This is a genomic window from Pseudoblastomonas aquimaris (assembly GCF_035481675.1).
GTDB lineage: Bacteria > Pseudomonadota > Alphaproteobacteria > Sphingomonadales > Sphingomonadaceae > Alteriqipengyuania_B.
Genome location: NZ_JAYJJW010000001.1, coordinates 1,311,242 through 1,331,340, shown reverse-complemented (window position 1 = coordinate 1,331,340; position 20,099 = coordinate 1,311,242). Strand labels below are relative to the sequence as shown.

The 20,099-nt window shown below is 64.8% G+C and carries 32 protein-coding genes; 17 read left to right on the top strand and 15 right to left on the bottom strand.

The genetic code is table 11. The annotated features are described in order from the left end of the window. Window positions 1-3 precede the first annotated feature (3 nt). Window positions 4-171: an isopropylmalate isomerase gene (locus VCJ71_RS06605; RefSeq protein ID WP_324639892.1), complete on the bottom strand. Its 168-nt coding sequence runs from the start codon at window positions 169-171 to the stop codon at window positions 4-6. A 123-nt stretch (window positions 172-294) separates the two neighbouring features. Between VCJ71_RS06605 and VCJ71_RS06600 the strand changes: the two genes are divergently transcribed. The 3 genes from VCJ71_RS06600 (at window position 295) to VCJ71_RS06590 (ending at window position 2,069) form a co-directional block, all read left to right on the top strand. Continuing rightward, the gene (locus VCJ71_RS06600; protein ID WP_324639891.1) at window positions 295-699 is read left to right on the top strand and encodes an acyl-CoA thioesterase; all 405 of its coding nucleotides are present in this window, start codon (window positions 295-297) and stop codon (window positions 697-699) included. Between the two features lie 63 nt (window positions 700-762). Continuing rightward, window positions 763-1,554 (top strand): fatty acid desaturase, encoded by a 792-nt coding sequence (locus tag VCJ71_RS06595; protein WP_324639890.1) that lies wholly within the window; start codon window positions 763-765, stop codon window positions 1,552-1,554. Then, on the top strand, window positions 1,551-2,069 hold the full coding sequence (locus tag VCJ71_RS06590) for a sterol desaturase family protein (RefSeq protein ID WP_324639889.1): 519 nt from the start codon (window positions 1,551-1,553) through the stop codon (window positions 2,067-2,069). The genes VCJ71_RS06595 and VCJ71_RS06590 overlap by 4 nt, the downstream gene beginning before the upstream one ends. Window positions 2,070-2,193: 124 nt before the next feature. On the opposite strand, the gene VCJ71_RS06585 is transcribed toward VCJ71_RS06590, so the two are convergent. The 12 genes from VCJ71_RS06585 to VCJ71_RS06530 form a co-directional block, all read right to left on the bottom strand. Beyond that, entirely contained in the window at window positions 2,194-2,352 is a 159-nt protein-coding gene (locus VCJ71_RS06585; RefSeq protein ID WP_324639888.1) for a YqaE/Pmp3 family membrane protein, read from the bottom strand. 499 nt (window positions 2,353-2,851) lie between these two features. Next, entirely contained in the window at window positions 2,852-3,199 is a 348-nt protein-coding gene (locus VCJ71_RS06580; RefSeq protein WP_324639887.1) for a YbaN family protein, read from the bottom strand. A gap of 12 nt (window positions 3,200-3,211) precedes the next feature. Next, window positions 3,212-3,619 (bottom strand): SufE family protein, encoded by a 408-nt coding sequence (locus VCJ71_RS06575; RefSeq protein ID WP_324639886.1) that lies wholly within the window; start codon window positions 3,617-3,619, stop codon window positions 3,212-3,214. Between the two features lie 86 nt (window positions 3,620-3,705). Continuing rightward, window positions 3,706-3,975: a hypothetical protein gene (locus VCJ71_RS06570; RefSeq protein ID WP_324639885.1), complete on the bottom strand. Its 270-nt coding sequence runs from the start codon at window positions 3,973-3,975 to the stop codon at window positions 3,706-3,708. Between the two features lie 35 nt (window positions 3,976-4,010). Next, window positions 4,011-4,280: a hypothetical protein gene (locus VCJ71_RS06565; RefSeq protein WP_324639884.1), complete on the bottom strand. Its 270-nt coding sequence runs from the start codon at window positions 4,278-4,280 to the stop codon at window positions 4,011-4,013. Then, window positions 4,277-4,600 carry a hypothetical protein gene (locus VCJ71_RS06560; RefSeq protein ID WP_324640892.1) on the bottom strand — a complete coding sequence of 108 codons (324 nt, stop codon included), beginning with the start codon at window positions 4,598-4,600 and terminating at the stop codon, window positions 4,277-4,279. Before VCJ71_RS06560 ends, VCJ71_RS06565 begins: the two co-directional genes overlap by 4 nt. Next, on the bottom strand, window positions 4,600-4,947 hold the full coding sequence (locus VCJ71_RS06555; RefSeq protein ID WP_324640891.1) for a hypothetical protein: 348 nt from the start codon (window positions 4,945-4,947) through the stop codon (window positions 4,600-4,602). Before VCJ71_RS06555 ends, VCJ71_RS06560 begins: the two co-directional genes overlap by 1 nt. After that, window positions 4,947-5,207, bottom strand: coding sequence for a hypothetical protein (locus VCJ71_RS06550; protein ID WP_324640890.1), 261 nt, complete (start codon window positions 5,205-5,207; stop codon window positions 4,947-4,949). Before VCJ71_RS06550 ends, VCJ71_RS06555 begins: the two co-directional genes overlap by 1 nt. Before the next feature lie 75 nt (window positions 5,208-5,282). After that, a complete protein-coding gene (gene pspC / locus VCJ71_RS06545) occupies window positions 5,283-5,666 on the bottom strand; it encodes an envelope stress response membrane protein PspC (protein ID WP_290135860.1) in 384 nt (127 codons plus the stop codon). Then, window positions 5,663-5,968, bottom strand: coding sequence for an envelope stress response membrane protein PspB (gene pspB, locus VCJ71_RS06540; RefSeq protein ID WP_324639883.1), 306 nt, complete (start codon window positions 5,966-5,968; stop codon window positions 5,663-5,665). Before pspB ends, pspC begins: the two co-directional genes overlap by 4 nt. A gap of 3 nt (window positions 5,969-5,971) precedes the next feature. Beyond that, window positions 5,972-6,880 carry a phage shock protein PspA gene (gene pspA / locus VCJ71_RS06535; RefSeq protein ID WP_416379143.1) on the bottom strand — a complete coding sequence of 303 codons (909 nt, stop codon included), beginning with the start codon at window positions 6,878-6,880 and terminating at the stop codon, window positions 5,972-5,974. Then, window positions 6,880-7,035 carry a hypothetical protein gene (locus tag VCJ71_RS06530; RefSeq protein ID WP_324639882.1) on the bottom strand — a complete coding sequence of 52 codons (156 nt, stop codon included), beginning with the start codon at window positions 7,033-7,035 and terminating at the stop codon, window positions 6,880-6,882. The genes pspA and VCJ71_RS06530 overlap by 1 nt, the downstream gene beginning before the upstream one ends. A gap of 167 nt (window positions 7,036-7,202) precedes the next feature. On the opposite strand from VCJ71_RS06530, the gene pspF reads away from it, so the two are divergent. From pspF to VCJ71_RS06490, 8 genes are all read left to right on the top strand, one after another. Beyond that, window positions 7,203-8,240: a phage shock protein operon transcriptional activator gene (pspF, locus tag VCJ71_RS06525; RefSeq protein ID WP_324639881.1), complete on the top strand. Its 1,038-nt coding sequence runs from the start codon at window positions 7,203-7,205 to the stop codon at window positions 8,238-8,240. A gap of 91 nt (window positions 8,241-8,331) precedes the next feature. Then, entirely contained in the window at window positions 8,332-8,673 is a 342-nt protein-coding gene (locus VCJ71_RS06520) for a hypothetical protein (protein ID WP_324639880.1), read from the top strand. A gap of 6 nt (window positions 8,674-8,679) precedes the next feature. Next, the gene (locus VCJ71_RS06515; protein WP_324639879.1) at window positions 8,680-8,955 is read left to right on the top strand and encodes a hypothetical protein; all 276 of its coding nucleotides are present in this window, start codon (window positions 8,680-8,682) and stop codon (window positions 8,953-8,955) included. A 4-nt stretch (window positions 8,956-8,959) separates the two neighbouring features. Further along, window positions 8,960-9,262 (top strand): hypothetical protein, encoded by a 303-nt coding sequence (locus VCJ71_RS06510; protein ID WP_324639878.1) that lies wholly within the window; start codon window positions 8,960-8,962, stop codon window positions 9,260-9,262. Then, on the top strand, window positions 9,259-9,564 hold the full coding sequence (locus VCJ71_RS06505) for a hypothetical protein (RefSeq protein WP_324639877.1): 306 nt from the start codon (window positions 9,259-9,261) through the stop codon (window positions 9,562-9,564). The genes VCJ71_RS06510 and VCJ71_RS06505 overlap by 4 nt, the downstream gene beginning before the upstream one ends. 6 nt (window positions 9,565-9,570) lie before the next feature. Then, on the top strand, window positions 9,571-9,747 hold the full coding sequence (locus VCJ71_RS06500) for a hypothetical protein (protein WP_324639876.1): 177 nt from the start codon (window positions 9,571-9,573) through the stop codon (window positions 9,745-9,747). Between the two features lie 10 nt (window positions 9,748-9,757). Beyond that, entirely contained in the window at window positions 9,758-10,126 is a 369-nt protein-coding gene (locus VCJ71_RS06495) for a hypothetical protein (RefSeq protein ID WP_324639875.1), read from the top strand. A gap of 95 nt (window positions 10,127-10,221) precedes the next feature. Then, the gene (locus tag VCJ71_RS06490) at window positions 10,222-11,058 is read left to right on the top strand and encodes a hypothetical protein (RefSeq protein WP_324639874.1); all 837 of its coding nucleotides are present in this window, start codon (window positions 10,222-10,224) and stop codon (window positions 11,056-11,058) included. A 53-nt stretch (window positions 11,059-11,111) separates the two neighbouring features. Here VCJ71_RS06490 and VCJ71_RS06485 read toward each other — a convergent pair whose 3' ends face one another. Next, a complete protein-coding gene (locus VCJ71_RS06485; protein ID WP_324639873.1) occupies window positions 11,112-11,801 on the bottom strand; it encodes a hypothetical protein in 690 nt (229 codons plus the stop codon). Window positions 11,802-11,917: 116 nt separating this feature from the next. Between VCJ71_RS06485 and rimP the strand changes: the two genes are divergently transcribed. From rimP to rbfA, 6 genes are all read left to right on the top strand, one after another. Beyond that, complete coding sequence (gene rimP, locus VCJ71_RS06480) at window positions 11,918-12,481, top strand: ribosome maturation protein RimP (RefSeq protein WP_324639872.1); 564 nt, start codon at window positions 11,918-11,920, stop codon at window positions 12,479-12,481. Continuing rightward, entirely contained in the window at window positions 12,481-14,154 is a 1,674-nt protein-coding gene (gene nusA, locus VCJ71_RS06475; protein ID WP_324639871.1) for a transcription termination factor NusA, read from the top strand. Before rimP ends, nusA begins: the two co-directional genes overlap by 1 nt. Further along, window positions 14,135-14,854, top strand: a complete 720-nt coding sequence (locus VCJ71_RS06470; RefSeq protein WP_324639870.1) for a DUF448 domain-containing protein — start codon at window positions 14,135-14,137, stop codon at window positions 14,852-14,854. Before nusA ends, VCJ71_RS06470 begins: the two co-directional genes overlap by 20 nt. A gap of 78 nt (window positions 14,855-14,932) precedes the next feature. Further along, complete coding sequence (gene infB / locus VCJ71_RS06465; protein ID WP_324639869.1) at window positions 14,933-17,443, top strand: translation initiation factor IF-2; 2,511 nt, start codon at window positions 14,933-14,935, stop codon at window positions 17,441-17,443. A 3-nt stretch (window positions 17,444-17,446) separates the two neighbouring features. Further along, complete coding sequence (locus tag VCJ71_RS06460) at window positions 17,447-17,995, top strand: DUF1697 domain-containing protein (RefSeq protein ID WP_324639868.1); 549 nt, start codon at window positions 17,447-17,449, stop codon at window positions 17,993-17,995. A gap of 18 nt (window positions 17,996-18,013) precedes the next feature. After that, a complete protein-coding gene (gene rbfA / locus VCJ71_RS06455) occupies window positions 18,014-18,412 on the top strand; it encodes a 30S ribosome-binding factor RbfA (RefSeq protein ID WP_324639867.1) in 399 nt (132 codons plus the stop codon). A gap of 10 nt (window positions 18,413-18,422) precedes the next feature. Here rbfA and VCJ71_RS06450 read toward each other — a convergent pair whose 3' ends face one another. Then, window positions 18,423-20,027, bottom strand: coding sequence for an AbgT family transporter (locus VCJ71_RS06450; protein ID WP_324639866.1), 1,605 nt, complete (start codon window positions 20,025-20,027; stop codon window positions 18,423-18,425). Between the last annotated feature and the right edge of the window lie 72 nt (window positions 20,028-20,099).

Sequence of the window (20,099 nt, the reverse complement as noted above, 5' to 3'; positions counted from 1 at the left end):
TCCTCAGTCGGTTTCGGGCGGGTCGATATGCGGCAGGTCGGGATTGCGCGGCTTCTTCTTTTCCTCCCGCTTTTTGGAAGCATAGAGGAGCGCGGCGGCGATGGCGGCAGAGCCGATGGCGGCCCCCGCGACGGCGGCCTTGCCGGTGATCGATTTCGAGGTCTTGGTCATGCAACCTTCATGGGATTGCCGCCGCGCGCTGGCAAGGCGGCATCGGGCGAACTGGGCACATTAATTGGCAAACGGGCGAAATGAGTCATGGAACGGTAAGCAATTGCGCGCTAATTGACATCCATGTCAGCAGCAAAGGCCTATCATTTCCCGATCACGATCGTCCCCGGCGACATCGATTTCATGGGCCACGTCAACAATGCGCGTTACCTTTCGTGGGTGCAGGACGCGGTGCTGAGCCACTGGCGCAAGCTCGCCCCGGCGGAAGCGGTGGCGAGCAAGGCGTGGGTCGCGCTGAAGCACGAGATCACCTATCGCCGTCCCGCTTTCCTCGATGACGAAGTGATCGCGGAAACGGTGCTGGAGAAGATCGCCGGCGCACGCGCGTTCTATTCCACGGTGATCCAGCGGGGCGAGGATGTGCTGGCCGAGGTGAAGTCCGCCTGGTGCTGCATCGATGCCGAAACCCTGCGCCCGGCGCGCATTGGCAAGGAAGTGGCCGCCTTCTTCTTCCCGCACGAAGACTGAAACGCCGGACGGCGAGCCGCCGTCTATTTGTCGTTCAGTTGCAATGCCGTATAGCGCGCCGCGATGGCCGCACCTGTAACCACTGCCGCGAAACCCGCTGCGCTAGCGCGCCAAGACCAGACCGTCGTCGGGCTGGGGCTGGCAGCGGCAGTCGTCGGCGCGCTGGCGGGCCTGCATGCCTACTCCATCTTCGTGTTCGAGCTGAGCTGGGCGACCGCGCCCATCGCGCTGGTCCTTGCGGCGCTGCAGTGCTGGCTGTTCGTCGGCGTGTTCATCGTGGCGCATGACGCGATGCACGGCTCGCTGGCGCCCGGGCGGCCGTGGCTCAATTCCGCAATTGGGGCGACGCTGCTGTTCCTTTATGCAGGCTTCTCGTGGACCAAGTTGCGCGATGCGCATTTCGCCCACCACCGCCACGCCGGCACCGCGCAGGACCCGGATTTCTGCGCCGACCACCCGCGCGCCTTCTGGTCGTGGTACGCCACGTTCCTGAAGCGCTATTTCGGGATCGGATCGGTCCTGTTCGTGACCGGCGTGTTCTGGCTTTACCACCTCGCCTTCGATGTCGGCGTGGGCAAGATGCTGCTGTTCTATGCGGTGCCTTCCATCGGCTCGTCGCTCCAGCTGTTCTATTTCGGCACTTTCCGCCCGCATCGTCATGCGGAGGACGGGTTCGTGGACCGGCACAATGCGCGCAGCGACAGCTTCGGGCCCCTTGCCAGCCTCGCTTCGTGTTTCCATTTCGGCTATCACCACGAACACCACTGCCACCCCGACACGCCGTGGTGGGCGCTGCCGCGCAAGCGGGCGAGCGTTCTGGCAGGGACCACCGCCGGCGAGGAGGCCGGACAATGAGCATCTGGGCCATCATCGCGATTATCGCCGCGACTTTCGTGGGCATGGAAATCTTCGCCTGGGCGCTGCACAAGTACGTGATGCACGGCTTCGGCTGGGCGTGGCACCGCGACCACCACGAACCGCACGACAATGCGCTGGAGCGCAACGACCTATACGCCATCGTCGGCGTGGTGATGAGCGTGTCGATGTTCGCCCTGGGCAGCCCGCTGGTGCGCGGGACTAACGCGTGGGAGCCGGCGACGTGGATCGGCGCGGGCATCCTGCTCTATGGCATCGTCTACACGCTGATCCACGACGGGCTCGTCCACCAGCGCTATTTCCGCTACGTGCCCAAGCGCGGCTATGCCAAGCGGCTGGTCCAGTCGCACAAGCTGCACCATGCGACCATCGGAAAGGAAGGGGGCGTCAGCTTCGGCTTTGTCTTCGCCCGTGCGCCTGCCAAGCTGAAGGCCGAACTGAAGCGCCAGCGCGAGGCCGGCATTGCGGTCGTAAGGGACAGCGCCGGCGCCTGAAGAAGGGGCCGGCTGGAACCCGACCGGGCCCAAACGGCAAGCACCATCTTCGAAAGCGGATACAAAGACCCCGCCGGTGCGCAGATCGCACCGGCGGGGTCTTCCCTTGTTTATCGCTCGCGATTTACCGGGCGTAGTTCACGTACAGTCCGTGGATCAGGCCGGGGATGAACCCCAGCAGGGTCAGTACGAGATTGAGCAGCGTGGTGCCGCCGAGCCCGTGCTTCGCCGCCACACCGAGCGGCGGAATAAAGATGGTCGCGAGCAGGATAAGAATGGCCATTGTGTTGTCCTCATGTCTGGCCTCCCGCTTGGACAATCAATGGTTTGCGACTTAGGATGTTCCAATGACGACGTCACTTGTTCTCTGTAGTGTGCGCACGGGGAGGCGGAAAGTATGCTGCCTCAATGGGGATCGATTGTCGATCAAAGGAGAAGACTGATGTTTAGGAGAAAAATAATTCTTTCTCTTGGAAGCTTTCACCTCTTCATTTTTTCAAGCATACTAGTTCTTGTTTTAAGCCGAGTAACTGGCAGCAATGGAGATGCGTTGCTAGCTATCCTCTTAATTTTGGTAATGATGATATCGAGCTTTTCGTTCGCGCTGCTTATCCTTTTGACGATTTTTGGCAAGTGTCCTAAGTGTGGGATGAGATATATAAGCGCGGTACAGCCGATTTGGCCGTTTTCCAGAAACGAGTGTCAATCGTGTGGGGAACTGGCCTGACCCTCGGAGGGGTAAGCGTTTTCACCCAAATGTGATTCGAAATTTCTAGCCGATGTCACTCGTTGCGTGTCGCGATCCAGGTGCCGCAGGTCACGAGGATCGCGACCGAAATCCAGTACCAGGGGTGGCCGAGCATGTAGTAGGTCACGACCGCGCCCACGCTCATCGCGCCGATGGCCATGATCTTGGCGCGGCGGCTGATCGCGCGGCGTTCGCGCCAGTCGCGCACCTGTGGGCCCCAGTGCGGATGGTCGAGGATCTTCCGCTCCCATTCGGGATTGCTGCGGGCGAAGAAATACACCGCCAGCAGCAGGAAGGGCACCGTGGGCATGATCGGCAGGAAGGCGCCGATCGCGGCGAGGCTGACGAAGAATATGCCTAGCGCAAGATAAATGTGCCGCATGGGCGGGGGCGGTCAGGCCGCGGCGATGCGCGCGGCATGCTCCTTCACCAGCGCGATCATGTTGGGAACGCCCTGCGTGCGATTGCTGGACAGCTGGTTCCTTAGGTCGAACGGGGAAAGGGCGCCCGTCACGTCCATCGCCGCGACTTCGCCGGCGGGCTTGTCCTGCACCGCTGCGATCACCAGCGCGACGATGCCCTTGGTGATTGCCGCGTTGCTGTCGGCCAGGAAGTGCAGCCTGTCCGCCTCTCCGGTCGGGTAGACCCACACCGCCGCGCTGCATCCGCGCACCAGCGTTGCGTCGGTCTTCAGCGCGTCCGGCATCGGCTCAAGCTCGCGGCCCAGCTCGATCAGCAGGCGATAGCGTTCGTCCCCTTCGAGGAAGTCGTATTCTTCGGCGATGTCAGAAAGGCTGCGCATGAAATGGCCGTAACGGGGATGGGGTGCCAGAGAAAGTCCTGCGGCTGCACTAGGGTTCCGACATTCTCCTTCCGCCATTCAGGAAGCTAGAGGTCGACCCCGCTGGCGATGGCTTCCAGCTTGCGGATGCGTTCCTTCAGCGCGGCGATCTCGATCCGGGCGGCGCCTTCGGGCGAGCCTTCTTCCAGCAGGTCGTGGCTACGGCCGGCACCGGCGTGGTGCCCTGCGGGCAGGCTTTCCAGCTCCCGCAATTTCAGCGCCAGCCAGCCTTTCCAGCCGGCGAGCACGGTCGCGGCGACGATGGCGATGCCCGCCAGGCCTGCGCCGGAGATGACCAGCATTTCGCTCCCCAACATGGCTTTCTCCCTTCGGTTCTCGTTCGCGCCGCCGCTCAGTCGCGGTCGTCGCGCAGTTGCTCGATATCGTCGGACAGGCGCTTGGCCGATCCGGTGTTGGCATCGGTGGCGATGCGTTCCAGCACTTTGATGCGTTCGCGCAGTTCCGCGACCTCGCGGTTGAGGCTCTGGTTCTCCTGCACGATCTCGCGCTCGTTGCCCCGTTCGTCGACGACGATGCCGCCTTCGCGGCGCTGGTGCGCCTTGTACATTTGCGTGGCGGCCACGAGGCAGCAGATCAGGAATACGGCGGTCCAGAAACTCACGAGGCGTTCTCCTTGCGGCGCATTTCGAGCGGGATGCCGTTCTCTTCCGGGTTAGAAGCGCGCAGCGCCTCGATCTGGTCGGCCAGGTCATGGCCGCGGTCGGTGGCAATCCGTTCCAGCACGCGGACCCGCGCTTCCAGCTTGCGCTGCGCCTCGGCGCTCGCTCCGCTGCCGGCGTTGGCCTCCGCAATGCGGGCTTCCAGTGCCAGCTTGCGTTCGGCGTGCTCCTGCACCCGCTTGTTCATGATGTAGGCGAAAGGGAACACGATCAGCGTAGCCAGCAGCACGAAAGCGAAAATTCCCATCAGGTTCGGATCCATCACGCACGCTCCTTCCGCTGCATTTCGAGGGGGGCGCCGCTGCCGCTTTCGTCGACCGGCCGGGTATCGCGCAGCGCCTCGATCTCGTTTGCAACTGCATATCCCTTGTCAGTCACGATCGTTTCCAAAACTTGCATTCGCTTTTCGACCTTAGTGAGCAGGTCGCGCAGTTCGCGGTTTTCCTGCCGAAGATGCTGCGTCTCGACCGTGTCTTTGCGTTCGGTTTTTCCGCCCCATTCATCTTCCAGCGCATAGCCATGCTTGGCACGGATCCAGTTGTTTACCAGCCACCCGATGATGGACAGGCCGATGATCGTGAGCACAAAGCCTGGGCCGCCGAAATCCATCACGCGCTCTCCTTCCGCTGCATTTCAAGGGGGACGCCGCTGCCACTTTCCTCAACGGACTGGGTATCACGCAGCGCCTCGATCTGGGTGGCGATGTCGTAGCCGCGGTCGGTCACGATGCGTTCGAGCACCCGGACGCGCTCCTCGAGCTGTTCGACCTGGCTGGAGTATTGCGCCGCCTTCTCCGCCGTCGCTTGCGCCGTCGTTTCGATCTGCATTTCGGCAATCTTCTGCTTATGTTTCGACAAGATCGCGAGCATCGGGATGGTACAGCCAAGCACAATCGCGATGATTGGTATCAATTCGCTCACAACAATTCCCCTTGGTCTGCTTACTCAGCGCAGACGCTCGATTTCGGCGTTCAGGCGCGGGTTGCTGCTGACGTAGAAGCTTTCCACTTCGGCCAGGCGACGGTCGATGTCGCGAAAGCGGCTGCGGATTTCCCGCGCGGTGCGCTTCGGGCTCTGCCGGACGCGCTGCCAATACTTCTGTTCCTGCGGGTCGACGTAGAGGTGGGGCGGCTTCTTGTTCAGCAGCAGGCCGGCAAGCAGGTAGAGCGGGATTACGATCGGGCTGAGGATCCCGGACAGGATCGCCGCCAGAAAGCCGAGCCGGACCCAAAATACGCTGATACCGGTGTAATCGGCCACGCCCGCGCAGACGCCCATGAATTTCGCATTCTGCTTGTCGCGATAGAGGGTGGTGCGGGGGCTGTTCATCGGGCGTTCCTTTCTTTCTCCGCCATCATGCGGTCGAGTTCGTGCAGCGGGTTGTTGTCGATTTCCTTGTCGTGGCGGATGCGCGGTGCCTTGAATTCCGGATTGTCGCTCGCGACCAGCCGTTCCACGGTGTCCATCCGCTCGTCCAACCGGCGGGCCAGGTGGTAGAGTTCGTCGAGCAGCTCCTCGTCGTCACCAGTGATGGAGGCAGCGGTCTTCCACTTGGTGATGTAGTGGAGGATGACCCACGGCAGGCCGATGAAGATCGTCGCTACGATGATTGCGCCGATAATGTCGTCCATGGCTTACCCTTCTCCCTTGTCTTCGCTGGCGCCCTTGCCGAGCGCCTTTTTCATTTCTTCCAGTTCGGCGTCGATCTTGTCGCCGCCTTCCAGCGCGGCGATCTCGTCGGCCAGGCTGGGAGTGTTCGAGCCGTCGGCGATGCTGAGCGCGTCGGCGCGGCCTTCGGCATAGTCGACGCGGCGTTCCAGCTGGTCGAAGCGGCTCATCGCCTCGTCCACGCGATCGGTGCTCATCACCGTGCGCAGCTTCACGCGGTTCTCCGCGCTTTCGAGGCGGGCGGCGATGCCGGTCTGGCGGCTGCGCGCTTCGCGCAGGCGGCTCTGCAGCTTCTGGATGTCGTCCTCGTAAGCCCGCAGCGCATCGTCCAGCACGCCGATTTCCTGCTTCAGCTGGTCCGACATGTCGGACGCCTTCTTCTTTTCGACCAGCGCCGCGCGGGCCAGGTCCTCGCGGTCCTTGCTCAGGGCGAGCTGGGCCTTTTCGCCCCAGTCGGCCTGCAGCCGGTCCAGCTTGACCGTGTGGCGGTGCATTTCCTTCTGGTCGGCGATGGTACGCGCGGCAGAGGCGCGGACCTCCACCAGCGTTTCTTCCATCTCCATGATGATCATCCGGATCATCTTGGCCGGATCGTCGGCCTGGTCGAGCATGTCGTTGAAATTGGCGGCGATGATATCGCGCGTACGTGAGAAAATACCCATCCAGGGAACTCCGGCAAATGAATCCTTGATATTACGGGCCGCGTCGGCAGCAGGCTGGGGGCTCCGGCGCAGCCGCTCGATTTCCTGGTCGAGACGGCTGGCCGAAGCGTGGGCGGGGCGGGGGGATTGGGACCCGCCCTGCCCGGGGACGCGATTGTCTCCACCCTGCGCGCGGATCGGCGCCAGCGGGTTGGAGGGATCGTTGGCGGTCATCAGGCGACAACCACGGATGCGGCGTGGACCAGCGTGGGCGAGGCTGCGCCCGGGAACTGGCCGACGACGGTGATCAGGTTGAACGCCACCATCGCGGCGATGCAGAGCGCGGAGACCTTGCCCAGCTGCGTCGAGAAGAATTGGCGGTTGTACATGATCGTGATCCTTTCGAATGTGGCACCGCGTGGTGCTTGTTCATCACATCGCAAGGGGTGTGCCAAACTGTAATTACGACACTAAATCAACTACTTGAGTAAAATTCGACGAACGACATGTGGTGCCTGTTGCCTCAGGTTGGTGAAATTTCCTATATATTGGCGTCATGGAGCGGGAAGGACAATTCATCGGCCAATCCGGCGCGTTTCTCGACGCGGTGGAGCGGGCCAGCCAGGCGGCCCCGATGCGGCGCCCCGTTCTCGTGATCGGCGAGCGCGGGACGGGCAAGGAACTGATCGCCGAGCGTCTCCACCGCCTTTCCACCCGCTGGGACGAGCCGCTCGTCACCATGAACTGCGCCGCCCTGCCGGAAACGCTGATCGAGGCGGAGCTGTTCGGCCACGAAGCCGGCGCTTTCACCGGTGCTACCAAGGCGCGGGCCGGGCGGTTCGAGGAAGCCGACCGGGGCACGCTATTTCTCGACGAACTGGCCACGCTGTCGATGGGCGCGCAGGAGCGCCTGCTGCGCGCGGTCGAATACGGCGAGGTCACCCGTATCGGCAGCAGCCGCCCGATCCGCGTGGACGTGCGCATCGTCGCCGCCACCAACGAGAACCTGCCGCAAATGGCGAAGGAAGGCCGTTTTCGCGCCGATTTGCTCGACCGGCTCAGCTTTGAAGTCATCACCCTGCCGCCGCTGCGCGTGCGCGAAGGCGACGTCGAGGTGCTGGCCGACTATTTCGGTCGGCGCATGGCGGCAGAGCTGGAGTGGGACCGTTGGCCGGGGTTCGCGCCCCATGTGCGCGAGGCGATGGAGAAGCACGACTGGCCAGGCAACGTGCGCGAATTGCGCAATGTGGCGGAGCGCGCGGTCTATCGCTGGCAGGACGACAGCCGCCCGGTCGCCGATGTCACTTTCGACCCCTTCGACAGCCCGTGGATCCCCGAACCGCTGCCGCGCGCTGACGCACCTCCTGCCGGTGCAGCGCCTGCACGACCCGCAACCCGCCAGCCGATCCCCGACTTCGCGGATTGCGACGACCTGCGCGCCGCGGTGGACGAACATGAGAAAACCATCGTCGAACACGCGCTCGGCCGCCACCGCTGGAACCAGCGCCAGACGGCCAAGGCGCTGGGCCTGAGCTACGACCAGCTGCGCCATTGCATCAAGAAGCACGGCATTATGCAGGACGATGCGGACTGAGGCCGAACGCCTGAGCGCCCCGCGCGCATCCTTAACCGCCTGACAAGATTTGCGCCCTAGTCTCGTGCGCGAGACAACAAGGGGGCGCGTTGTGGGCAAGCTCATTCGAATTGTGCTGGGATCGATCGCAGCGATCTGGCTGATCGCGGTGTTCGCTTTCGGGGCAGGGGTCACGTATCTCGGCAACGATCCCGAAGCGGCTGCTGCGGTGGCGATGGGCGCGGCCTCCTACAGCCGCGACGGCAGTTTCTCCGAAAACATCGGCAATATGAAGGAAGGCGCCGCCACGGGTGCTGCGCTGGCGCGGACCGCGCGCGAGATGCAGGACGAACGCCGCGCCCGCCGCGCGATCGAGCGCATGCGCGACAACTACGGCGACGACTGGGGCGACGAATCCCTCTCCGGCGAGTCTTCCGGCGATTGGGGCAACTGAGCCGCGATGTTCTTCATCGGTCGCATCTTCAAATCGGTCGTCGAAGGGGCGTCCGGCGAAAAGGCGACGTATCACTACGAAAAGCCGCTGAACGAGCGCATCGGCAACGGCATCTTCAAGTTCTGGGGGCGGATGATGGTTTTCAGCCTGGTCGCGCCGATCCTCGCCTGGGGGCCGAGTACGTGCATGGGTAAACGCAGCGAGCGCATCGCCGAACCGGTGCCGGAAACGGTGACCTACACATCCTCGTCCAACCCATGGGCGCTGGACCCGGCGGAGTAGCACGGTGGACCTCAAGTACTTCATCAAGGAAACCTTGCGCGGCGACCCGGCGGGCCGCAGCCGCGAGGAGCTCGACCTCTTTAAGGGCACCACGAAGGTCTATCACTACGAGGGCGCCGGCGGCGACCGCGGTTTCCCGATCTGGCGGACCCTGTCCGTGCTCCTCCTGACGCTGGCCGGGGCTTCCTGCGTCGCATTCACCTTCGTCTCGAGCGATCTGGTCAGCGCGCGCGTCGAGGCTCGTCAGGCCGCCGAGGCGGAACACCAGCGCTGCGCCAACAACCCGTGGGCGAACGATTGCCAATGAAACAGACCAATCCCAACCTGCCGCCGTGGGTGCGCGGCCTGTTCGGCTCCGAAGAAGAGCGCGCCGATTTCGATTGGGGCGAATTCTGGTCGCAGGTCGCCAACGAGATGTGGGTGCGCATGCGCTACCTCCTCATCGGCGGGGCGTTCTTCGCGCTCGTGCTAGGCAAGGTCTATTCGCTGCCGAGCGAGATGGAAGTCGAGGGCTCCGTGCCCTTCGACCAACCGGCGGCCGCCGCCGAACCGAGCGAGGGTGGGACCTTCCGCTACACCTCGAACAACAACCCTTGGGCGAAGGACTGATCCGCCATGCACATCGTCAACACGATCCTCAAATACCCGCGCCTGATCGCGTTTTTCATCATCGCGATGGCCATCGCCATGACCTACACGCCGAAGTCGATGCGCGAGGACGCGCGCGCCGCGGACGCGGGCGAGGCGCAGCCGCAGTACACCTCTGCCGGCAATCCGTGGGCTGCCGAATAGGCGTACACCCATGCCGCTCGGCACCATCTGGAAGCGCGCGACCGATGCATTTGCGCCCTATTGGGGCCTTGGGCCGCGCTACCACTACGAGAACCGGGGAAAGGCCGACGATGACTTTCCGGTCATCGACAGGATTGCCCGCTGGGCGCTTTTCGGGATCGTCGCGTTCGTCCTTTACGCGATGACGCTGCCTTACCATTCGTGGGGAACCAGCGAGGCTGACGGCATCTCCGCCGTCGCGCGAAAATTCGATCCGGTCGAGCGCGAGCGGGCGGAACGCGAGCGGCTGGAGCGGGAGAGGGTCCGCGCCTGCAAGGCCAATCCGTGGGCCCGGGCCTGCCGCGCACCCGCCACGCCCGCCGACGCCAGCCAGCCCTAACGAATTAACGATACTCCGGAAGCATCTGCCGCAACCCGGCCTTATACTTTCCGCGGCCTTATCGCGCCCATCCGCAACATCTGGAAGGGACGGGCATGAAACGGATCACCAAGACGAAATTCGCCGCCATGGCAGGGATTGCCGCAGCCATCGCGCTGCCGGCGGCTGCCAATCATTCGTGGGCCGACTACAAGTGGGAGCTCGCCGCCGGGGAGCAGCTGACCATGCCGGTCATCGACAACACCGGCGCAAGCTGGGTCGGATATGTCGAAACCGCCGTGGGCGACTGGAACGCCTCACCCTATATCGAGGCGCCGTACCAGCGCGGCAGTGCCGATCCGTCCTGCCCCTATGTCCGTTCGACCATCCAGGTCTGTAACGACGACTATGGCGCGACCGGCTGGCTCGGCATCGCCAGCATCACGATCAGCGGTTCGACGATCACTGCCGGGGTGACCAAGCTGAATGACAACTACTTTACCCGGCCGAACTACAACAATTTCTCGTGGCGCCAGCTGGTGACCTGCCAGGAAATCGGCCACGATTACGGCCTCGGCCACCAGAACGAGAACTTCAGCACCGATCTCACCACCTCGTGCATGGAATATACCAGCCTGCCCGAAGGTAACGAGCATCCTGACCAGCACGATTACGACCAGCTTGCCATCATGTACGGCGGCAGCACCGGCGGCGGCGGGACCAAGCCCGGCAACGGTAAAGGCGGCAATGGCGGCGGGCGCGGCAAGAAGCTGGGCGTGGTCGGCGACACGCCTGCGAACTGGGGCCGCGCGGTCGAATTCGACGCCAAGGGCGTGCCTTTCGTCTTCATCCGCGACGAGGGCGACGGCGACTTCGTGGTCACCCACGTCACTTGGGCTCCGGGCGAGGGCCCGCGCGGCAACCGCCCGCATGACGACGATCACGACCATTGATTTGCCGGATCTGAAGGGAAGGGCGGGGGCGCGGAGCCTCCGCCCTTTTCGTATCAGCCGCCCGAACCGGTCGAACGGATGCAGCGAAATTCCTCCGCGCCGATCCGCAGGATGACGTTGCGGATCGGCGGCTTGGGCGCGATCCACAGGTCGGGCATGTTCTTGCGCACCGCGATCACCGGCTTGTCCGCCAGAAAACCCGCCTCGACGAAACCGATCGCATGGTCGTGCGCCAGCACGAAGCCTTCGGCGAGCAAGTCCATGTTGCCGCTTTGCGCCTGGACGACGAGATTCGCGGGCCGCTCGTTGCGCGGTCTCTCAGTGAAAGTGCAGCCGCTTGCTTCCGCCGGCACATCGTCGGGGACGAGCCGCTGGATCCAGCTCCCGCGCTCGGGAAAGCGATCGACCCGCTGGTCGAAAGGCGGCAATTCGCCATCGCGGGTCGCTTCGGCGAGCTGGCGCTTCTCGGACGCAGCTCGCTCCTTTTCCTGCTCGCGTTCGAGCGCGGCGCATTGCTCGGCGCTTGCGGCATTTGCAGGTACGGCGGTACCGGGCGGAAAGGGCGGGCAGATTGGCGGGCGCGGGACGCGTTCCGGCGGCGGACCTGCGCCAGGTGGCAGCTCGGCCGGAGGCAGCAGCACATCCTGGGCCATGACCTGCCGTTCCTCCGCTCCGCTATCGCAGCCTGTGACCAGTGCGGCGCAAACCAGCATGACGATCGAAATGCGCATCTTGCTTTCCATCTCCTACCTGCCTACATGAACCGCATCCCGACATTGTCGATACAAGGTTGAGATGCTGGCGCCGCGAGGGGCCGGCCCGAAACCGGTTTGGCAATGACCGACTGAACGGAGACCGAATGGCAGATATCGAGCGCCTGACCGAGATTATCGAACCCGAAGCGAAAGCGCTGGGTTTCGACCTCGTGCGCGTGAAGATGATGCCGTCCGAAGCCGGCGACGGCGGGCAGGCGCTGCAGGTGATGGCGGAGGACCCGGCGACGGGCCAGCTGGTCATCGAGCAATGCGCCGAACTGTCGCGCCGTATCTCCGCCCGGATGGACGAGCTGGAAGAGGCAGGGCGAGATCCGATCGAAGGTGCCTATCACCTCGAGGTTTCCAGCCCCGGCATCGACCGCCCGCTGACCCGCGCGAAGGATTACGCCGACTGGGCGGGGCACGAGGCCAAGATCAGCATGGACAAGGCCTGGGACGGGCAGAGGAACCTGCGCGGCCCGCTGGTCGGCATCGACGGCGACACCGTGTCGATAGAGGATAAGAAGGCGGGGCGTGTGGACGTTCCGCGGCAAAGCATTCATTCGGCGAAGCTCGTCCTGACCGACGCGCTCATCGCCGCCACCCGGCCGCTGGACACCAGCGGCGCAGACGAAATCGTCGAAACCGAAGAAGAGAGTAACGACTGATGGCCAGTGCCATTTCCGCCAACAAGGCAGAGCTGCTTGCGATTGCGAATTCCGTCGCGTCGGAGAAGATGATCGACAAGTCCATCGTGATCGAAGCGATGGAAGAAGCGATTCAGAAATCGGCCCGCAGCCGCTATGGCGCGGAAAACGATATCCGCGCGAAGCTGGACCCGAACACCGGCGACCTGCGCCTGTGGCGCGTGGTCGAAGTGGTCGAGGAAGTGGAAGACTACTTCAAGCAGGTCGACCTGAAGCAGGCGAAGAAGCTGCAGGACGATGCCAGCATCGGCGACTTCATCGTCGATCCGCTGCCGCCGGTCGATCTCGGCCGCATCGACGCGCAGTCGGCCAAGCAGGTGATCTTCCAGAAGGTCCGCGATGCGGAGCGCGAGCGCCAGTACGAAGAATTCAAGGACCGCGCCGACGAAGTCATCACCGGCGTGATCAAGTCGGTCGAGTTCGGCCACGTGATCGTCAATCTCGGCCGTGCCGAGGGCGTCATCCGCCGCGACCAGCAGATCCCGCGCGAAGCGGCCCGCGTGGGTGAGCGCGTGCGCGCGCTGATCACCAAGGTGGAACGCAACAACCGCGGCCCGCAGATCTTCCTGAGCCGTGCGCACCCCGACTTCATGAAGAAGCTGTTCGCGCAGGAAGTGCCCGAAATCTACGACGGCATCATCGAGATCAAGGCCGCCGCCCGCGACCCGGGCAGCCGCGCCAAGATCGGCGTGATCAGCCACGACAGCTCCATCGACCCGGTCGGCGCCTGCGTCGGCATGAAGGGTAGCCGCGTGCAGGCGGTGGTGCAGGAACTGCAGGGCGAGAAGATCGACATCATCCCGTGGAGCGAGGACACGGCGACCTTCGTCGTCAACGCGCTCCAGCCGGCGACCGTCGCCCGCGTCGTGCTCGACGAGGAAGAGGGCCGCATCGAAGTCGTCGTGCCCGACGACCAGCTCTCGCTCGCCATCGGCCGCCGCGGCCAGAACGTGCGCCTCGCCAGCCAGCTGACCGGCCACCAGATCGACATCATGACCGAAGAAGAGGCTTCCGAGAAACGCTCCAAGGAATTTGCCGAGCGGTCCAAGATGTTCGAGGAAGAGCTCGACGTCGACGAAACGCTGTCGCAGCTGCTCGTCGCCGAAGGCTTCGTGGAACTGGAAGAAGTCGCCTATGTCGAGCTGGACGAACTGGCCGGCATCGAAGGCTTCGACGAGGAACTGGCCGAGGAACTCCAGTCCCGCGCGCAGGAAGCGATCGAGCGGCAGGAAGCCGCCTATCGCGAGGAACGCCGCGAACTGGGCGTGGAAGACGACCTGGCCGAACTTCCCCACCTGACCGAGCAGATGCTGGTCGTGCTGGGCAAGGCCGGAATCAAGGACCTGGACGACCTGGCCGATCTCGCCACCGACGAGCTGATCGCCAAGAAGCGCGAAGCGCCGCGTCGCCGCAATCCCGAAGGCGGCCCGCCGATGAAACCGACCCGTCCGGCGCGTCCGGAAGACAAGGGCGGCGTGCTGGGCGCGTTCGGCCTGTCGGAAGAGCAGGGCAACGAGATCATCATGGCCGCCCGTGCGCACTGGTTCGAAGACGAAGAGGAAGCTCCGGCAGCAGCCGAGCCCGCCACCGAGCCAAATACCGGGGAGGCCGCCGATGCGGACTCCACCCAATGAGAGCCTGAGCTCCGACATCACCGACCCGCGACGCCCCCTGAAAACGGGGGCCGAGCGGCGCTGCATCCTGTCGGGCGAGACGCGCCCGGCGGATGAACTCGTGCGGCTGGCGATCGGGCCGGATGGCCAGGTCCTGCCCGATGTGCTGGCGCGTGCGCCGGGGCGCGGCGCATGGATCGGCGTCTCGCGCCCGGCGCTTGAAAAAGCGATGGCCAAGGGCCAGTTAAAGGGGGCGCTGGCACGCGCGTTCAAGGGCGCGCCGCTGGCGATCCCCGATGATTTGCCGCAGCGGATTGAAGATGCGCTGGTGCGCAATTTCACCGACCGGCTGGGTATCGAAATGCGCGCCGGCAAGATCGTGCTCGGTTCCGACCGGATCGCCGAACATGCGCGCGGCGGGGTGCTTGAACTGCTGCTGCACGCGGCCGATGCGGCGCCGGACGGCACCGCCAAGCTGGACCAGGCGTGGCGCGTCGGGCGCGAACGGGAGGGGTCGGGCGAACGCGGCACCCGCTTGCCACTGGACCGGGAAGCCCTGTCTGTGGCATTGGGCCGCGACAATGTGGTCCACCTGGCATTGGCCGACGCCCGCGCAACGACGCGGGTAAGCGGCCCTCTGCTGCGTTTGCAGAACTTTACCGGCGCGGGAGAGCCTGCGCCAGAGACGGGTGGAGCCGGGGACGGCATCACGCGCCACTAGCGCGCTACTGGGGCGCGAAAGGTCCGGACATACAGGTCCGGACACGAAGAATTGAGCTGAAGGACAGATACGAGTTTTATGAGCGATCAAGACAAACCGACCCGGACCCGCAAGCCGCTGACCCTGAAGGGTTCGCAGCCGGGCGAGGTCAAGCAGACCTTCAGCCATGGCCGCACCAACAAGGTGGCGGTCGAGGTCAAGCGCCGTCGCAAGCTGGTAAAGCCGGGCGAGGAAGCGCCGGCGCCGGCGCCTGCGCCCGCTCCCGAAGCGGCCCCGGCACCCGCGCCCGCGCCTGCCGCGAAGAAGCCGGCGCCTGCGCCCAGGAAACCCGCCGCGTCGGACGAGACGCCGCAGGAACGCGTCGCCCGCCTGCAGCGCGAGGCCGAGGAAGAGCGCCTGCGCCTGGCGGAAGATGCCCGCAAGCGCGAGGACGAGGCCGCTGCCAAGGCTGCCAAGGACGAGAAGACCCGCGCCGAGGATAACCGCAAGGCCGAGGAAGAAGCCGCCAAGCGCGCCGAGCAAGAGGCGAAGAAGGCTGCCGAAGCTCCGGCCGAAGAGGCTGCGCCAGCTGCTGACGAGCCTGCCGCTCCCGGTTCGCCCGCGCCGCGCAAATTCACGCCGGTCGCCCGCCCCGAACCCAAGCGCCCGCCCAAGAAGAAGGTGGAGGAAAAGCGCACCCCCGAACGGCCCGACAAGCGCCGCGGCGGCAAGCTGACTGTCACCAAGGCGCTGAACGAGGACGAGGGCCGCCGTGCCCGCAGCCTCGCGGCGCTCAAGCGTGCGCGCGAAAAGGAACGTCGCCTCCAGGGCGGCGGCGGCGGCAAGCCGCGTGAAAAGCAGGTCCGCGATGTCGTGGTGCCCGAAGCCATCACCGTTGGCGAGCTCGCCAAGCGGATGGGCGAAAAGGGCGCCGACCTCGTGAAAGAGCTGTTCAATCTCGACATGATGGTCACCGTCAACCAGACGATCGACCAGGATACCGCGGAACTGCTCGTCGAACAGTTCGGCCACAATATCGAGAAGGTTTCCGAAGCCGACGTCGATATCCAGGAAGCGGAAGACAACGATCCGGAAGAAACGCTGAAGCCGCGTCCGCCGGTGGTCACGATCATGGGCCATGTCGACCACGGCAAGACCAGCCTGCTCGACGCGCTGCGCGGCGCCAATGTCGTGAAGGGCGAAGCCGGCGGCATCACCCAGCACATCGGCAGCTACCAGGTGAAGACGAAGGGCGGCGACACGATCACCTTCCTCGACACGCCGGGCCACGCGGCCTTTACCGAAATGCGCCAGCGCGGTGCCAACGTCACCGATATCGTGGTGCTGGTGGTGGCCGCCGACGACGGCATCATGCCCCAGACTATCGAGGCCATCAATCACACTAAGGCCGCCGGCGTGCCGATGATCGTGGCGATCAACAAGATCGACAAGCCGGAAGCCAATGCACAGAAGATCCGCGAGCGCCTGCTGGAGCAGGAAGTGATCGTGGAGGCGATGTCGGGCGACGTGCAGGACGTGGAGGTCTCCGCCAAGGAAGGCACCGGTCTCGACGAATTGCTCGAGAAGATCGCGCTGCAGGCGGAACTGATGGAACTGAAGGCCCGGCCGGACCGCGATGCGGAAGCGACCGTGGTGGAAGCGCAGCTCGACAAGGGCCGCGGCCCCGTTGCCTCCGTGCTCATCACGCGCGGCACGCTGAAGCGCGGCGACACCTTCGTCGTCGGCACCGAAAGCGGCCGCGTGCGCGCCATCGTCAACGACCAGGGCAAGCAGATCAAGGAAGCCGGCCCGTCCATGCCGGTCGAGGTCCTCGGCCTAGGCGGTGTGCCGATGGCAGGCGACAAGCTGACCGTGGTGGAGAACGAGGCACGCGCCCGCGAAGTGGCCCAGTACCGCAAGGAAAAGGCGACCGAGAAGCGCACGGCGCTCGCCCCGACCAGCTTCGACACGATGTTCAACAACCTGCAGACCGACGTGGTGGAATTCCCGGTCGTGGTGAAGGCGGACGTGCAGGGCAGCGTGGAGGCGATCAACACCGCGCTCCACAACCTGTCGAACGACGACATCAAGGTCCGCGTGCTGCACGCAGGCGTGGGCGCGATCACCGAAAGCGACGTGACGCTGGCGGCTTCGTCCGGCGCGCCGATCATCGGCTTCAACGTACGACCCAATCCCAAGGCGCGCGAGCTGGTGAAACGCGACAATGTCGAGATGAAGTACTTCGACGTGATCTATCACCTGACGGACGAAATCACGAAGGAAATGCTTGGCGAACTCGGCCCGCTGAAGGTCGAGAACGTCGTCGGCCGTGCCGACGTGAAGGAAGTCTTCAAGTCGGGCAAGCGCGACAAGGCGGCCGGCCTGCTGGTCACCGAAGGCGTCATCCGCAAGGGCCTGTTCGCACGCCTCACGCGCGAGGACGTCATCGTGTCGGCGACCACGATCGCCTCGCTGCGGCGCTTCAAGGACGATGTGGACGAAGTCCGCGCCGGCCTCGAATGCGGCGTGGTCCTGGAAGACACGAACGACGTCCAGCCGGGCGACAGCCTCGAGGTCTTCGAGATCGAGGAGCGCGAGCGGACGCTGTAAGCCTTGCGCTATGCAGGTCTTATCGCGCGGGTGAACGTCGGGCGGAACCGCATCTCCATGGCGGAGCTGCGCGAGGCGATGGAGCGCGAGGGGTTCGCAAATGTCGAAACGGTCGTGGCGAGCGGGAATGTCTTGTTCGACCACGAGCCGCGCCCCTCTGCCGGCATTGCGGAGAAGCTCGGCCTGCTGATCACCGAGCGGTTCGGCTTCGACACTTTCGCCATCGTCCTGACGCGCGAGGAGCTGGCTGCGGTGATCGATGCCGATCCTTTCGCGAGCGAGGGCGAGGACAAGTTCGTCCACACGCATTTCCTGCAGGATCCGCTCGATCCGATCGCCTTCAACGCGATGCTCGCCGCCTACCAGGGCCGCGGGGCGGAACGGATCATCGCGGGCTCCAAGGCTGGACCAGTACCGACCATCCATGTCGATTATGTCGAGGGTGCGGGTAAGAGCCGCCTCACGCCCGCCTTCATCGAGCGGCGGCTGGGCACGCCGCACACCGCGCGCAATCGCAGCTCGCTCAGGCGGATACTGGACAAGATGGGCTAGGCCCACCACTTACCGCCCATGGCCCGCCGCGAGCATACATCCGAACAGCAATCCGTCCGCGTCCTCAAGGTGGGGGAGCGCGTGCGCCACATCCTGTCGGAACTGCTCGCCCGGCAGGAAGTGCATGATGACACGCTGTCCGCCCATTCGGTCAGCGTCACCGAAGTGCGCATGTCCCCCGACCTGCGCAACGCGACCGCTTACGTGAAGCCGCTGATGGGCGAGGCGGAGGAGGTGGTGGTCAAGGCGCTGCGCACCAACACCGCCTTCCTCCAGCGCGAAGTCGCCAAGCGCCTCGGCCTGAAATTCGCTCCCAAGCTCAAGTTCCGGGCCGACGAGACGTTCGACGAAGCCGACCGCATCGAACGGCTGCTGCGCGATCCCAAGGTAGCGCGGGATCTGGGCGTGCCGGACTGACCGGCGAGTTTTACTCCGCCGCAGCCGGGCCGGTCGGGTCCACGGTGTTCGGCACTTCCATGAACACTTCCGCGCCGGGGCCCAGCGGCAGGTCGAGCGCGACCCAGCCGATCGTCATGATCAGGCCCGCGACCATCAGGCCGATGGAATAGGGCAGCATGGTCGCCGCCAGCGATCCCAGCCCGAAGTCCTTCTGCCAGCGCTGGCAGAAGATTAGGATCAGCGGGAAATAGACCATCAGCGGGGTGATGATGTTGGTCGCGCTGTCGCCGACGCGATAGGCGGCAGTGGCCATTTCCGGCGTGATGCCGAGCAACATCAGCATCGGCACCAGCACCGGGGCCAAGAGCGCCCACTTGGCGCTGGCCGAGCCGACGAAGATGTTGAGCAGCGCGGACACGAGGATGATTGCCGCGAGCAGCGCCCAAGCTGGCAGGCCCGAGTTACCGAGGAAATCGGCACCCTGCACCGCGAGGATGAGGCCGAGGTTCGACCACGCGAACATCGCCACGAAATGCGCGGCCGCAAAGGCGAGCACGAGGTAATAGGCGAGGTCTTCCATCGCGCCAGCCATCATTTTCACGAGATCGCGGTGGTCGCCGATGGTGCCCGCCGCCTTGCCGTAGGCCCAGCCGGAGAACAGGAAGAGGATGAAGAAGCCGGCGACCAGGCTCTGGTAGAACGGGGTCAGCCGCGCTTCCGGCGTCGCTTCCTCGTCGATCAGCGGCGTGCCTGGGCCGAAGGTGAAGACCAGCCACAGCGCCACCACGCCGAGCACGGCCAGCCCGGCCCAGCGCAGACCCTTGCGCTCGCCATCGGTCAGCGCGCGGTCGGTCTGCTCGTCGGCGGCAGCGTTGCCGGCCTTGGCCGGGTCCCACTTGCCAAGGCGCGGCTCGATCATGCGGTCGGTGACGAACCAAATCACCGGCAGGAAGATCACGGTCATCCCGACGATGAAGAACCAGTTGCCCGCGATGTTGGCGGTGAAATCGCCGAACACGGTCTCCACCGCGGCCTCGGTAATGCCGAACAGCAGGGCATCGAGCTGGCCGGGCAGGAGGTTGGCGGAAAAGCCGCCGGACACGCCGGCGAAACTCGCCGCGATCCCGGCGATGGGATGGCGTCCGGCGGCATGGAAGATGATGCCGGCCAGCGGGATCAGCACCACATAGGCGGCATCGGCGGCCAGGTTGCCGAGCATCCCCACCAGCACCACGATCGGCGTCAGCAGCGCGGTCGGCGCATTGCGAACGCCGGCGCGCATGGCAGTGCCGAACAGGCCCGCGCGCTCCGCCACGCCAGCGCCCAGCATAACCACCAGCACATAACCCAGCGGGTGGAAGTGGGTGAAGGTCTTGGGCATGTCGACCCACAGCTGGCGGATATTCTCCGCCGACAGCAGGCTCTGCGCGGTGATGACGCGTGCGGCGCCCGTGGTCTCGTCGATTTCGGTCGGGTGGGCCGCCGACCAGCCGGCAAGGCTGGCGATGACGGAGATGACCACCAGCGCGGCGATCAGGCCGAAGAACAGGAACACCGGATCGGGCAGCTTGTTGCCGCTTCGCTCGATCCAGCCGAGAATGCCCTTCTGCTGCGCTACCGCTGCCTCTGCCATCGTTCGTCCCGCTCCAGTGGTGAATGGTCTAGCCTGTGGACTATCACTGCGCTGCGCCGTTGTCGCCCCGCG